The organism is Streptomyces gamaensis, assembly GCF_042656465.1.
GTDB classification, from domain to species: Bacteria; Actinomycetota; Actinomycetes; order Streptomycetales; family Streptomycetaceae; genus Streptomyces; species Streptomyces gamaensis.
Genome location: NZ_JBHSPB010000017.1, coordinates 70,047 through 81,968, shown reverse-complemented (window position 1 = coordinate 81,968; position 11,922 = coordinate 70,047). Strand labels below are relative to the sequence as shown.

The 11,922-nt window shown below is 67.9% G+C and carries 12 protein-coding genes; 4 read left to right on the top strand and 8 right to left on the bottom strand.

Going from position 1 to position 11,922, the window contains the following annotated elements:
- Positions 1-123: 123 nt before the first annotated feature.
- Entirely contained in the window at positions 124-732 is a 609-nt protein-coding gene (locus ACFP1Z_RS24920) for a LuxR C-terminal-related transcriptional regulator (RefSeq protein ID WP_390319627.1), read from the bottom strand.
- Positions 733-1,231: 499 nt separating this feature from the next.
- Here ACFP1Z_RS24920 and ACFP1Z_RS24915 point away from each other — a divergent pair, with 499 nt between their 5' ends.
- Complete coding sequence (locus tag ACFP1Z_RS24915) at positions 1,232-2,125, top strand: polysaccharide deacetylase family protein (protein ID WP_390319625.1); 894 nt, start codon at positions 1,232-1,234, stop codon at positions 2,123-2,125.
- A gap of 26 nt (positions 2,126-2,151) precedes the next feature.
- Here the strand turns inward: ACFP1Z_RS24915 and ACFP1Z_RS24910 are convergent, their stop codons facing one another.
- Positions 2,152-2,772, bottom strand: a complete 621-nt coding sequence (locus tag ACFP1Z_RS24910; RefSeq protein WP_390319623.1) for a YigZ family protein — start codon at positions 2,770-2,772, stop codon at positions 2,152-2,154.
- A 74-nt stretch (positions 2,773-2,846) separates the two neighbouring features.
- Between ACFP1Z_RS24910 and ACFP1Z_RS24905 the strand changes: the two genes are divergently transcribed.
- Both ACFP1Z_RS24905 and ACFP1Z_RS24900 read left to right on the top strand, forming a co-directional pair.
- Positions 2,847-3,278: a CoA-binding protein gene (locus ACFP1Z_RS24905; RefSeq protein WP_390319621.1), complete on the top strand. Its 432-nt coding sequence runs from the start codon at positions 2,847-2,849 to the stop codon at positions 3,276-3,278.
- Positions 3,275-3,826: a gamma carbonic anhydrase family protein gene (locus tag ACFP1Z_RS24900; protein WP_390319619.1), complete on the top strand. Its 552-nt coding sequence runs from the start codon at positions 3,275-3,277 to the stop codon at positions 3,824-3,826. Before ACFP1Z_RS24905 ends, ACFP1Z_RS24900 begins: the two co-directional genes overlap by 4 nt.
- 141 nt (positions 3,827-3,967) lie before the next feature.
- Here the strand turns inward: ACFP1Z_RS24900 and ACFP1Z_RS24895 are convergent, their stop codons facing one another.
- The 4 genes from ACFP1Z_RS24895 to ACFP1Z_RS24880 all read right to left on the bottom strand — a co-directional run bounded on the left by ACFP1Z_RS24895 (position 3,968) and on the right by ACFP1Z_RS24880 (position 6,166).
- Positions 3,968-4,627, bottom strand: a complete 660-nt coding sequence (locus tag ACFP1Z_RS24895) for a DedA family protein (RefSeq protein WP_390319617.1) — start codon at positions 4,625-4,627, stop codon at positions 3,968-3,970.
- Positions 4,628-4,790: 163 nt separating this feature from the next.
- Positions 4,791-5,249, bottom strand: a complete 459-nt coding sequence (locus ACFP1Z_RS24890) for a type II toxin-antitoxin system VapC family toxin (protein WP_390319616.1) — start codon at positions 5,247-5,249, stop codon at positions 4,791-4,793.
- Positions 5,246-5,449 carry a hypothetical protein gene (locus ACFP1Z_RS24885; RefSeq protein WP_390319615.1) on the bottom strand — a complete coding sequence of 68 codons (204 nt, stop codon included), beginning with the start codon at positions 5,447-5,449 and terminating at the stop codon, positions 5,246-5,248. Before ACFP1Z_RS24885 ends, ACFP1Z_RS24890 begins: the two co-directional genes overlap by 4 nt.
- Before the next feature lie 264 nt (positions 5,450-5,713).
- Complete coding sequence (locus ACFP1Z_RS24880; protein ID WP_390319614.1) at positions 5,714-6,166, bottom strand: DUF4442 domain-containing protein; 453 nt, start codon at positions 6,164-6,166, stop codon at positions 5,714-5,716.
- A 343-nt stretch (positions 6,167-6,509) separates the two neighbouring features.
- On the opposite strand from ACFP1Z_RS24880, the gene ACFP1Z_RS24875 reads away from it, so the two are divergent.
- Positions 6,510-7,391 carry a DUF8017 domain-containing protein gene (locus ACFP1Z_RS24875; protein ID WP_390319612.1) on the top strand — a complete coding sequence of 294 codons (882 nt, stop codon included), beginning with the start codon at positions 6,510-6,512 and terminating at the stop codon, positions 7,389-7,391.
- Positions 7,392-8,042: 651 nt separating this feature from the next.
- Here ACFP1Z_RS24875 and ACFP1Z_RS24870 read toward each other — a convergent pair.
- The gene (locus ACFP1Z_RS24870) at positions 8,043-8,294 is read right to left on the bottom strand and encodes a YrhB domain-containing protein (RefSeq protein ID WP_390319610.1); all 252 of its coding nucleotides are present in this window, start codon (positions 8,292-8,294) and stop codon (positions 8,043-8,045) included.
- A complete protein-coding gene (locus tag ACFP1Z_RS24865; protein ID WP_390319609.1) occupies positions 8,294-11,815 on the bottom strand; it encodes a toxin glutamine deamidase domain-containing protein in 3,522 nt (1,173 codons plus the stop codon). The genes ACFP1Z_RS24870 and ACFP1Z_RS24865 overlap by 1 nt, the downstream gene beginning before the upstream one ends.
- Positions 11,816-11,922: the final 107 nt, after the last annotated feature.

Here is an 11,922-nt window from a genome sequence, read left to right as displayed (position 1 = left end):
CGCAGCAGACTACTGGACGCCGGATGCGGCCGTGTCGGCGGTGGCGGGAATCCGGCCAGCGGCGGGGGCGGGGCGATCCGGACCGTCCCGGGTCCGGTATCGCGCGGCACCGGCCGCTCCGGCTCACTTCACGAAGTCCTCCACGACCTTGGGCGGCCAGGTGCCGACCTTGAGCACGCCCATGGAGTAGGCGCGGGAGACCAGTGCGGCGCGGTTGGGCACCTTCAGCTTCCGCAGCAGGCAGGTGACGTGGTACTCGACGCCCTGCCGGCTCAGGTACAGGCGTGAGGCCAGGGGGATGGTGGAGACGCCGGCGGCGATGCCTTCGAGGATGCGGGCGTCCATCTCGGAGAGGATCTTCTTCTGGTGGGTGACGACGCGCGCGCCCTCGGTGTCCCGGGCGGCGGGCATCATCACCAGGATCGCGGTCGTGTCGGGCAGCCCGCCGCGCACCGTGACGGCGGTGAGGGGGACGGTGAAGGCCGACTCGGCGCCGGGGCCCACGGCGATGACGGGGGCGACGAAGCGCTGGTGCTTGCCTTCGAGCAGGTGGGAGAACTGGCGCATGAGCGGCTGCCGGACGCTCGGGTGCACCACGTCGTGGAAGCTGCGGCCGCATATCTCGGCGGACGAGCCGTTGAACTGCCGGAAGAACTCCTGGTTCGCCTGCTTGATGGTCAGGGCCGTATCGAGGGTCGCCATGCACAGACCCTGTTGTTCGGTCTGTTCCATGGGGGCGAGCGTTGCGTTCGACAAGAGAGGGTTTCCCTTTCGCGGAACTTCACACGGGGCACGGCGTGCACGGATCAGGGGAGGTCGATCGGGGAAGGTCAGGGAATTGATCGCGAGGCTAGTGAGACGCCGTGGCGGGGGTCAACGACCGCCGGGCCGGGGGTGCTTAACCCTGTGGTTCCGGCGCGGAGGTTCGGTAAGCGGTCCGGGGTTTCTTCGGTGTGCGGTACGGTCGCTCTCCCGCCAACTCCCCTGGTTCACGTCAGGAGATGGATTGCGCGGGACGGGTTCTCGCGGCTTCGGGTTGCCGTGTTGGCGCTAAAGATGCGTCGAGTTCTCCCGGCGCCCCGGTCCGGGGCCGGCCGCGGCTGCCCTTCGGTACGGGCGCGGCCGTACCGGGGCGGTGCGGGGCCGCCCGTACGCTCGCGGGGGCACTGCGCTGGTCCCGATGGCCGTACCGGGCGCGCGGCCCGGACACCCCACTGCCAGGATCCGGAATATGCGCCATATCCGACATGTGCCATCTCTGCCGTGGGGGCCCGGTCCGCGCCGGACCGCCGTCCGCGCCCTGGTCGTCCTGCTCGTCCTCGCGACCGGTGCCGCCTGCTCCACCCTGGGCGCCCCCGGGCCGGACCCCGGCGACGCCCGTGCCGTACAGGCGAAGGCGGCCCTGCAGCAGACCCCGGCGGAACGCGCGGCAGCCGCGAGGAAGTGGGGGGTCGAGCAGATACCCCTGCTCCCGCCGCTGCCCCCGGCCGTCAAGACCCATCCGGCGACGCCCGACTGGGCGTTCCAGGGCGCGGACCTCATCCCGGCGTTCGGGAGCGTGCCGACGACCGACAAGGTGGTCTTCCTGACCATCGACGACGGCGGCCACAAGGACCCCGAGTTCCTCCAGATGGTGCGCGACCTGCACGTGCCGTTCACGATGTTCCTCACGGACGAGAACGTGGGCGGCGACTACCACTACTTCAACGAGCTGCGCGCGCTGGGCAATTCGATCCAGAACCACACCCTCAAGCACCCGCAGCTCAACCACGAGTCCTACGAGCGGCAGCGCGAGGAGATCTGCGGCCAGCAGGACATCCTGGAGCGCGAGACCGGCACCCGCCCTCGGCTGTTCCGTCCGCCCTACGGCGACTTCGACCACGACACGCTGGCCATCGCCGAGGAGTGCGGGGTGCAGGCGGCCCCGCTGTGGGCCGAGGAGGCGTTCGCCGACCGCATCGACTACCGGGAGGACGACGCCCGTTTCCACCCCGGCGACATCATCCTCACCCACTTCAACGGGCCCGAGGAGTGGAACGGCTCCATGGGTGACATGCTGCGGCTGGTGCTGCGCAAGGCCACCGAGCAGGGGTACGCGCTGGCCCGCCTGGACGACTACGTGTGACGCCCCCCGGTGCCGCGCGGGCCGGATCAGCCGTAGGCCTCGCCGCCGAGCTCCAGCTCGGCCGTACCGGCCGTGGCATCGGCCAGCCAGGCCCGGAACGCCTCGACGTCCGCCTCGGGCAGCCCCACCTCGATCCGCACCCGCGCCCCGTAGCTCACCTCGCGCACGCTGCGCCCGGTGGCCCGCAGATCGTTCTCCAGCCGGCCCGCGCGCTGGTGGTCGACGGTGACGGCCGCGAGCCGGAACCGCTGCCGGGTCACCGTGCCCAGCACGTCCAGGGCCTCGCCGACCACGCCCCCGTACGCGCGGATCAGGCCGCCCGCGCCGAGCTTGACCCCACCGAAGTAGCGGGTGACGACGGCGACGACGTAGCGGACCTCGCGCCGCACCAGCATCTGGAGCATCGGCACTCCCGCCGTGCCGCCGGGCTCGCCGTCGTCACTGGCCTTCTGCACGGAGCCGTCGGCGCCGAGGACGTAGGCGAAGCAGTGGTGCCGGGCGGTCGGGTGCTCCTTGCGGACGCGGGCGATGAACGCCTGCGCCTCCTCCTCGGTCGCGGCGGGCGCGAGCGCGCAGATGAAGCGCGACCTGCTGATCTCGATCTCGTGCTCGCCCGCGCGGGCCACCGTCCGGTACTGCTCCTGCATCCCGCCACCCTATGCCCGGCCCCGGGCGGCCGACGAACCGGGAATGATCACAGGGGGCCGCACGTTGAGCGGGCATGTACGCAGAGTCGGGGATCATCCGGAAGATCATCGAGGAGACCGGCGACACCTGGGCGGTGGTCGGCCTCTCCGCGAACCAGCAGCGCGCGGCGTACGGCGTCGCGCGGGTGCTGCAGCGTCACGGCAAGCGGATCGTGCCCGTGCACCCGCGCGCGGAGACCGTGCACGGCGAGCGCGGGTACGCGAGCCTCGCCGAGATCCCCTTCCCCGTCGACGTGGTCGACGTCTTCGTGAACTCCGGGCGCGCGGGCACGGTCGCCGACGAGGCGGCCGCGATCGGCGCGCGGGCGGTCTGGTTCCAGCTGGGCGTGATCGACGAGGCGGCGTACGAGCGGACGCGGGCGGCCGGACTCCTCATGGTGATGGACCGCTGCCCGGCGATCGAGATCCCGCGGCTGGGCGCGCGGCGCGGCGGAGCGCTGCTGTGAAGGAGAACGCTGTGCCGGGAGGGCCGTTGATCGCCGGTGTGGGCGGCAAGGAACCGCGGATCTCCGAAGGGGCGTTCACGGCGCCGACGTCGGTCGTGGTCGGCGAGGTGACCCTCGCGGCCGGCGCGAGTGTCTGGTACCACGCGGTGCTGCGGGCCGACTGCGGCCCCGTCACCATCGGCGCCGGCAGCAACGTGCAGGACAACTGCACGGTGCATGTGGACCCCGGCTTCCCGGTGACGGTCGGCGAGCGCGTGACCGTGGGCCACAACGCGGTCCTGCACGGCTGCACCGTCGAGGACGACGTCCTCATCGGCATGGGCGCCACGGTCCTCAACGGCGCGCACATCGGGGCGGGTTCGCTCGTCGCGGCGCAGGCCCTGGTCCCGCAGGGCATGCGGGTGCCGCCGGGTTCGCTGGTCGCGGGCGTACCGGCGAAGGTGCGGCGCGAGCTGACGGCGGAGGAGCGGGAGCACATCCGCGTGAACGCGCAGATGTACGGGGAGCTGGCGCGGGCGCACCGGGACGTGGGGCGCGGCGGCCGCTGACGCGGCGGGGCGGCGGCCTGCCGGAGTGACCGCGACGGTCGGTCCGGCCCGCACGGCGGAACCGCACCGCGCAAAGCCTTCGGGCCCGCCCCGGACACTTCACGGGGCGGGCCCGAAGGCTTTCGCAACAAGCAGCCGGTCTCACTCGGCGGGGGTGGTGACCGCCTCCGCCCCGGCGGGCCGCGCGGCCTCCTTGGCCTCGGCCTTCTTCGCCCGCATCCGCATGACCACGAACGACCCGACACCGAAGAGCACGGCGGCCGCGAGCCCGATCCAGGAGAACCGGCCGATCCACTCCTCGGCGACCTTGCCGACGGTGTAGATCACAGCGACGGTACCGCCGGCCCAGACGATGGCGCCGAGCACGTTGGCGATGAGGAACTTCCAGTACGGCATCTTCAGCACGCCCGCGAGCGGCCCGGCGAAGATGCGCAGCAGGGCGATGAACCGGCCGACGAAGACGGCCCACATGCCCCACTTCTCGAAGGACTGCTCCGCCTTCGCGATGTGCGTCGGCCCGAAGTGCTTGGGGAACTTCCGGCCCAGCCACTCCAGCAGCGGCTTGCCGCCCTTGCGGCCGATGGAATAGCCGATCGAGTCACCGATGATCGCGCCCGCGATGGCACAGCCGGCCAGCACGTACGGGTTGATGTGGCTCTGCGTCGCCGCCATCAGCGTGGAGCTGACCAGGACGATCTCCCCGGGAAGCGGGATGCCCAGGCTCTCCAGCCCGATGACCCCGCCCACCACGAGGTAGACGGCGACCGCCGGCACCGATTCGAGCCACTCCTGGATGTGCAACGCCGGTTCCTCCCCGGTTGACGACCACTGCCGACCGCACGCCACTGCGGCGCACGGCGGGAAGCCTACTGGAGGGAAGGACTCGTTCTGGGGGCTGCGGGTTGCGAGGGTTGGGTTATTTGTTCGGTCGGCGACAGTGCCCTCCAGCACACACGCCGTACCGTCAGCCACTGTGCCCGGGTACGACCTCCAGCCGGCGCTCCGAAGGAGTGCGCGGGGCGATGGTGTGGGAGTAGTGCTGGTCGAAGGACAGAATGCGCGGCACGGGCAGACGCCAGGCCAGGCACGCGTTGACGGCGTCCGTCAGCCCGAGCGCACGGCCCTGATACCGGTCCAGCAGATCGCCCGCTTCGGTGAGGAGGCGACGGTCCACACCTGGAAGCCGAACCTGCCCCTGATTCTCCAGGGCGCAGATCGTCGCCACCGCGTGCCGCGCGGCCTTCTCGTTCAACCTCGTGATCAGCAGGTGATCGAGTTCGGCCAGGACCAGCGGCGAGACCACGAGGATGCGCGCGGTCGCGAGAGCAACCACGGCATCGTCGTGCCGGTCATCCTTACGGTTGAAGACCCCGAGCAGTACAGACGTGTCGGCCACAGCCACCAGCTGCGCCGGGGGAGTCAACGCCCGATCTCCTCTCGCAGGTACTCACCCGCGCGAGCGGAGAGATCCGGCGGACCGTCGAAGATGCCCCAGTCCCGGGCATCGATGGGCTCGGTGGGAATCGTGAGCGCTCCGGCGGCGTACTGAAGGGCGAGTTCCTCGGGTGTACGGCCCTCGACCGCGGCAAGTTCACGGAGTGCCGTCGCGACATCACCGGTCACGGTGACACTCGCCGTGATGGCGGGCTGCGTCTGTGACGATGGCGGTTCGGCAGGAGGCTGAGAGGGCACGTGATTCGCCCTTCTGGCAGTGGTCGGTTCTCGGCGGCCCCAGGGGGCTGCTTCCGAAGGGCAGGCCCGGGAGTGCGTACACGGTCCCAGGTTCGCCACTGTGGTGCAAACCTCACACCCGCCGCCAGGAGGCCGCGGGGGAGGAAACGGACCGGGCTGTGCGGCACCGGCCGGCCCGCCCCCTGCACGCCGGGGCTACTGGTTCAGCCGCAAGGTCCAGACGATCTCCATCTCCCCCGTGACCGCCCCGTCCTCCCGCGTGATCGCGACCCGTACCGGGAACTCCGGGCGGCCCCCCGCGTCCAGCTCGGCGACGACCTCGGCTGCCGGGCGGCCGAGTTCCGCGGTGGCGGTGACGGCGCCCTTGGCGACCTTCTTGTACTCGATCGCGGAACGCACGGCCAGGGGCACGGCCCGTGCGAGCTGCTCACCGAACGCGGCGAGCACGATCGCGCCACTCGCGGACTCGGCGAGCGTGAACATCGCGCCGGCGTGCGGGCCGCCGATGTGGTTGTGGAAGTCGGGCTGGTCGGGCAGGCGCAGCACCGCGCGTTCGGCGCTGACCTCCTCGAAGGCGAGGTTGAGGGTACGGACCATGGGCACGCTGGCCGCGAGGGCGTCGCCGATCGGGGACGAAGTCTTGGACATACCCCGAAAGTTACCAGCGGGTAGCAACTGGCGGAAGGGGCGCCCTGACGCTCTTCGGCCACTCCCCTTATCGTTGTCGGCCATGTGGCCAGGACAACAGCAGCCGCCCGGGGGCGAGCAGAACCCGAATCCGTATCAGCAGCCGGAAGCGGGAACACCAGGGGGATCAGGGGTTCCGGGGACGCCCGGGGGCGCGGGGGCTCCCGGGACGCCGGGGTACGGCCACCCGCAGCCGGGCGCACCGGGCACGCCTCCGCCCGCGCCGGGGTACGGCTACCCGCAGCACCCCAACCCGTACCAGCAGCCCGTCCCGGGCACCGCGCCGCAGCAGCCCAACCCGTATATGCAGCCGCCCACCGGACCCGGCGTCCCGCCGCCCCCTCAGGGCGCCCCGCAGTGGCCCTCCCCCACCCCGCCCGTGGACCTGGGCAAGCCCCCGCGCGGCGGCGGCAGCAAACGCACGACCGTGATCGCGATCGGCGCCGCCGTCGCGGTGGTCGCCGCGGCGGTGGTCACGGGTGTCGTCGTCCTCAAGGACCGCGACCAGAAGAACGACAGCAACCCGGCCCCGCAGGCAGCCGGTTCGTCCCCGGCCGCGCCGTCCTCACCCGCCGCGTCCGCCGGCCCGGACGCCCCGCTGGACAACCCGCGCACCGGCGGTGACGTCAAACCCGTCATCGACGGCTGGAAGGCCGTCATCAACCCCAAGCGGCACGACGCCTTCGACGTACCGGCCGACTGGACCGTCGAATCACCCACCCTGATGATCGGCTTCGAGGACGACAAGGGCAAGGGCCTCGTCGGCATGACCGGCCCCTCCCGCTTCAAGAAGGGCTACTGCCAGAAGAACGGCGAACTCGCCGCCGCCGGCACGAAGGGCGCCCAGGGCGCCAAGAGCGAGGCCGACGCCGCCGAAGTCGAAGCGCTCAACTGGGTGTTCGCGGGCTTCGACCAGAAGAAGACCGGCAAGTTCGACACGACGAAGTCCCAGCCCTTCAAGAGCGACTACGGCATCACGGGCTACTCGGCGTCCGCGACCGTCACAGGCGTGAAGAAGACCGACAAGTGCACGACCGACGGCAAGGCGTTCGCGGTGACCTACAAGGACACGCAAGGGGACTTGGCGACGTGGGTGCTGTACGCGGCGAAGGGCGTGAACGACGAGCTGCCCGACGAGACGATCAAGAAGATCATGTCGTCACTGCGGCCATTGCCGTCGTCCTGAGGCCGACTGCTCCGGCGGACAGCGCGTACGCCCCGCAACTAAAGACGACTCCGAACCATCGGACAAGCCGCACCCGACTTCGGCCAGAGACGCGAGATCCACCGTGATCGCACGGTTCTCACAACCTCGCAGGACGCAGCCCTCGCCCGTGGTACGGCTCAGCGCCGCGGGCAGAATGCCGACGGCGGTGATCTCCCAGTCCCTGCCCGCCGGTTCATGGGCCCTGTTCGCGAACGCCTCGCTCGTGAGCTGGACTGCGAGCGAGCGTCGGTCTGCGGTGCGCACGCGATGACACCCAGGCGTCAGGCGGGCTGCCGTATACGGATCCGCTTGCCACCCTGTTGGCACGCAAGTGGGATTCGCTTGACCTGGCGAAGTCCGGTCGTCGGCCGAGGGAAGACCTGCGGGCGCCAGTGTGGTGCGCCCGCAGGTCACGCAGCCAGGCATTTTGAACTGCCCGGATCCCAGCAAGATATGCCGTTAGCGGCGCCTTTCGGACGACGCCGCCAACGGGTATCGCATGGTGAATTGCCACCCCTAAACGGACTATCGGTTCCTTCTCACGGAGATTACCCGCGGCAGTAGTGGAACGATCCCGACAAGGCTAGCGTTTCGGTCCATGCCGTCTCCAACGGGGCGAATTTCGTTCCGTCAGAAAGGCCTGTCCTCCAGGCCCCCGAAACGGACCTCTCCGGATGTAAGGTTCACCAGCATGGGCCAGCACCCGAGAGCCATATCTGCTTCGTTGCGCGTTTGGAGATACTTGGCGGAGTTGTAGGGGACGACCAGGTTCTCTCCCTTTTCTCGGATTCGATCATAGTCGATTGCGAGCTCGGGTTCGCCCTCTTCGCGACTCTCTTCGAGGAACTTCTCCGCCCGCGAGACAGCCTCGGCATGGTTCATCAGTTTGTCCTTAGTAGTTTGTAGCCTGAAGGATCCCAGGTATCCACATGCGCGGCGCCGTCCACTTGCGCATCCAGGAATACCACTTTCCCCCGGGTGTTGACCACGTTGAACACGTGCCCGCCTTCTTTATCTGATCCGTAGACGATGCCGCGCGCGCCGGGTCCGGCTTCCTGGATAGTCTTCACTATCCAGTTTAGGCGCATCGATTTGAACTTACTACCCGGATAGTATTCCTCGATACTCTCCAGCGAGCCGCGCTTCATCATGGGGTCTACACCGTCGGCAGGCGGCTTACCGCCGCTAAGAATTCGATCGGTGGCCACGGCGCAGCCTCGACAGTTAGTTTTGCCTCCGTATTTATTTACTAGCGTCTTGAGTTCGAGGTTCTTGGGAGTATAGTAGGGCAGCCTTCCGCCCACTGTATATCGGGTAACCGCCCAGCGGAGGGCACCGCCAGCGGCCTCCTCTGCCGCCAAGGCCCTGGACGGGGGCCTCCCCTTCGATATCTGGACTTCCCCGTACGCTGCGAAGAGAGAGCCGACGGCCAAGTCCAGCACTTCCCACCAGTTTGTGGGCTCAGGCGCAGTCGTGTGGTTGATTTCTTCGTGTGACGAGCAAGTGGGGTCGAAGCTGCCCGAGTAACAGGGAACACCCGCATCGTTGACGTTGGCGGGGATTCTGTGATCTGCGGCCTCTTCCTCCTTTTTCCCTTGTTCGTCGGCTTCTTTTCTTGCTCGCTCCTTGGCGGCACGCACAGCATCGACATATTCGCGTCGCCGTTGTTCCGCAGCAGCGATAGCAGCCTGCTTGGCTTTTTCTGCTGAAGCAGCGTCCTTCCCGGCTGCGACAGCAGAGTCATAGGCGTCAGCGGCTGCGACTGCCGCACTGTCGGCTGACCAACTTGCAGCAGATTCTGACGCCTCTGCGCTGGATGCTGACGCCTCTGCACTCAGGGCAGCCGCATGGGCATCCGCCTCTGCTTGGCGGGCGGCTTTAGCGGACTGCGCGGCTCGCGCGGCAGATGCTTCAGCGTCCTTGGCCGATTTGGCTGCCTGGGCGGCATACCCCTTGGCGTCAGCAGCCGACTCCTGGGCCTGCCTGGCGTAGCCGTCGGCTTCTGCCGCTGATTTCCGGGCTATGGCTGCATATCGGCCGGCTTCCGCTGCGTTCTGTTGTGCATTGGCGGCCACGCCGGCCCCCTCGGCGATCAGCTGGGCGACCTCTGCCCTGTGCGTGGCAGCCAGTTGATCTAGGCGCTGGGCTTTGTACTGACCAACTTGGATGAACGCGTGGAGCAGTTGAGGAGTTCCTTCAAGTGCCACCTGAGCTGCGGATTTTACCTCGGGTCCACCACGGTCGACTAGTTGAACCGCCTGGACCCGTTCATCACCATATCGGGCAGTGAATTGCCCGCTGTTGAGAAAGTCTCTCAACTTGTCAATCGAGCCCGAGTCCAGGGCCGTTTCTCCGGCTTCCTTGACTTGGCGATCCCCAGCGCTGACCAGCTGAGTGGCTTTGATTCGATAGTCCGCGTAGGCTGCTGTATATTGGCCTTTAGCAAGGAAGTCGGCGATCTGTTCGCTGCTGCCCTTGAGTACTTCTGTGGCTGCTGCTCGCACGTTACCCAAGTCGGAGTCAGCCGCAAGGTGTTCCACCCAGGCGCGGTCGTCCTGCTCCCTGGCCTGCTTCCAGCCAGTACGCACGTAGTCAACGATGCCGCTGTCGGGGCCACCAAGTGCGACTTGGGCCGCTGTACGGCTCCAGGGGCCACCGAACCGCAGGGTGAGCAACGCGACTTGACGCCCCTCGCGGACGACGTCGTTCAGATCTGTGTGAGGCCGGGCGGCTTCGGCAGCAAGACGTGTCGCGTCATCAGTAAGGCTCTCGGCCTCGCCAGCAAACTTGGCTTCCCTGGCCTTGCGAGCTTCCTCTTCGGCCCTCTGAGCCTGGGCTTGTTGGATGCCTTCCACAGTCCGTGCATCCAGTTGCTCGGCCTCGATTTGCTGGGCCAGTTCGTGGGTTGCCTTGGCCTTGCTGACCGCGTCTGTTGCCCGGTCAGCTGCCTCCTTGGCCGACTTGGCATGGGCTGTGGATTCGGCAGCCGCAGTGGCTGCTTCCCCTGCGTGGGCAGCTGCTTCCTCAGCAGCCTTGGCAGCTGCCTCGGCGTGCTCAGCTGCTGAATTGGCAACGTCCCGCGCTGCCCTGGCAGCTCTTGCAGCCTTACGGGCAAGCCCTACAGCGGCGTTGGCGGCCCGCGTGGCTTCACTGGCGTGGCGTCGGGTTTCGGCTGCGGCGGCTCGGGCTATCTCGGCTGCTTCGGTCGCGACGTTGCGGTAACCGCTTGCTTCGTCAGCCGCATCAGCGGCCGTGGCCGCATTGGAAGCGGCGCTTACAGCGGCGTTCGCTGCATCAGCAGCGCGATCGGAGGCAATGCCAGCCTGGCTGGCAGCCTCGGCTGCCTCCCTGGTCCGCGTGGCCGCGATCTTGGCGTCCCAGGCAGCTTTGCGGGCCGTTGAAGCCTGGCCGGCGTCACTGGCAGCAGCAGCCGCAGCGCTCTGCGCACGTGATGCGGCTTCTGCAGCGCCAGCTGCCGCGGAAGCCGCCTGAGCTGCAGCATTTGCGGCGATACGCGCTGAGTTGTTGGCTGCACGAGCTGCATTGATGGCCTGCTGCGCTGCTGCCGCCGCCTGGTTGGCAGCTGTGGCGGCTTCCTTCGCCTTTGCGGTCGCCTTGTAGGCGTCATTCTTAGCTGCAGCGGTCTCTGCCGCAGCTTTCTGGGCGGCCTGTTTGGCGAGTGCGGCGGCAGCCACGGCCCGATCGGAGGTGTTCTCGGCAGCCTCCGTTTCTACTGCGGCCTGGCGACCTGCTTCACGAGCCTGTTGTACGAGTTGCTCTACTGTTGCCCGTTCCTGGTCACGAGCCCGGGCCGTGTACTGGCCAACTTGGAGAAACTCCCGGACGTCCTCAATGGAACCATCACTCGCGACTTTTGCGGCCTCTCTTACTGCAGGGCCGCCAGTGCTCAGAATCTGCACCAGCTGTACGCGATCATCGGCGTCACGCGCGGTGTACTGGCCGTCCTCCAGAAACTTGCGGACGTCCTCGCTCGTACCATCCAGGGCTGTTTGCGCTGCCCTCTTCACGTAATCGCGGCCAGAGCTCATAATCTGGACCGCTCTCACCCGCTGATCCTGCTGAAGGGGCTCCTGCCAGCCGCTCACCAGAAACGTGTTAAGTTCCTCAGGTGGACCGTCAAGTGCTTTCAGGGCGGCCTCACGTGTAGCCCGACCCCCAAAACTGAATACTTGCACCGCGCGGATGCGGTCGTCTTGGAGCTGGGCGGTCTTGACACCACTGTCCAGGAACCGCCGCACCTGATCATCGGTTCCAGTTAACACCGCTTCCGCAGCGGCCTTCACGCCGGGTGTGGCCACCTTCCAGAGCTCTAATACTTTACCCCGGTCCGTAGCCGGAATAGGACTTGCAATCTCGGGCAGTTCAGGCAGATCGTCGGCCATGGAGGGAGTGGGGCCAATGATGCCTAACGTTAAGGACAGAGGCAGCAGGGCAAGGCTGATAGCACGCACGGCGCGAAACGCTCTTCCCCCGCTTCCTACTTGATTGA

Bases quoted from the DNA above. Each gene is read 5' to 3' on its own strand.
- ACFP1Z_RS24920 (WP_390319627.1), bottom strand. From the start codon at position 732: ATGGAACAGACCGAACAACAGGGTCTGTGCATGGCGACCCTCGATACG.
- ACFP1Z_RS24915 (WP_390319625.1), top strand. From the start codon at position 1,232: ATGCGCCATATCCGACATGTGCCATCTCTGCCGTGGGGGCCCGGTCCG.
- ACFP1Z_RS24910 (WP_390319623.1), bottom strand. From the start codon at position 2,772: ATGCAGGAGCAGTACCGGACGGTGGCCCGCGCGGGCGAGCACGAGATC.
- ACFP1Z_RS24905 (WP_390319621.1), top strand. From the start codon at position 2,847: ATGTACGCAGAGTCGGGGATCATCCGGAAGATCATCGAGGAGACCGGC.
- ACFP1Z_RS24880 (WP_390319614.1), bottom strand. From the start codon at position 6,166: ATGTCCAAGACTTCGTCCCCGATCGGCGACGCCCTCGCGGCCAGCGTG.
- ACFP1Z_RS24875 (WP_390319612.1), top strand. From the start codon at position 6,510: ATGCAGCCGCCCACCGGACCCGGCGTCCCGCCGCCCCCTCAGGGCGCC.
- ACFP1Z_RS24870 (WP_390319610.1), bottom strand. From the start codon at position 8,294: ATGAACCATGCCGAGGCTGTCTCGCGGGCGGAGAAGTTCCTCGAAGAG.
- ACFP1Z_RS24865 (WP_390319609.1), bottom strand. From the start codon at position 11,815: ATGGCCGACGATCTGCCTGAACTGCCCGAGATTGCAAGTCCTATTCCG.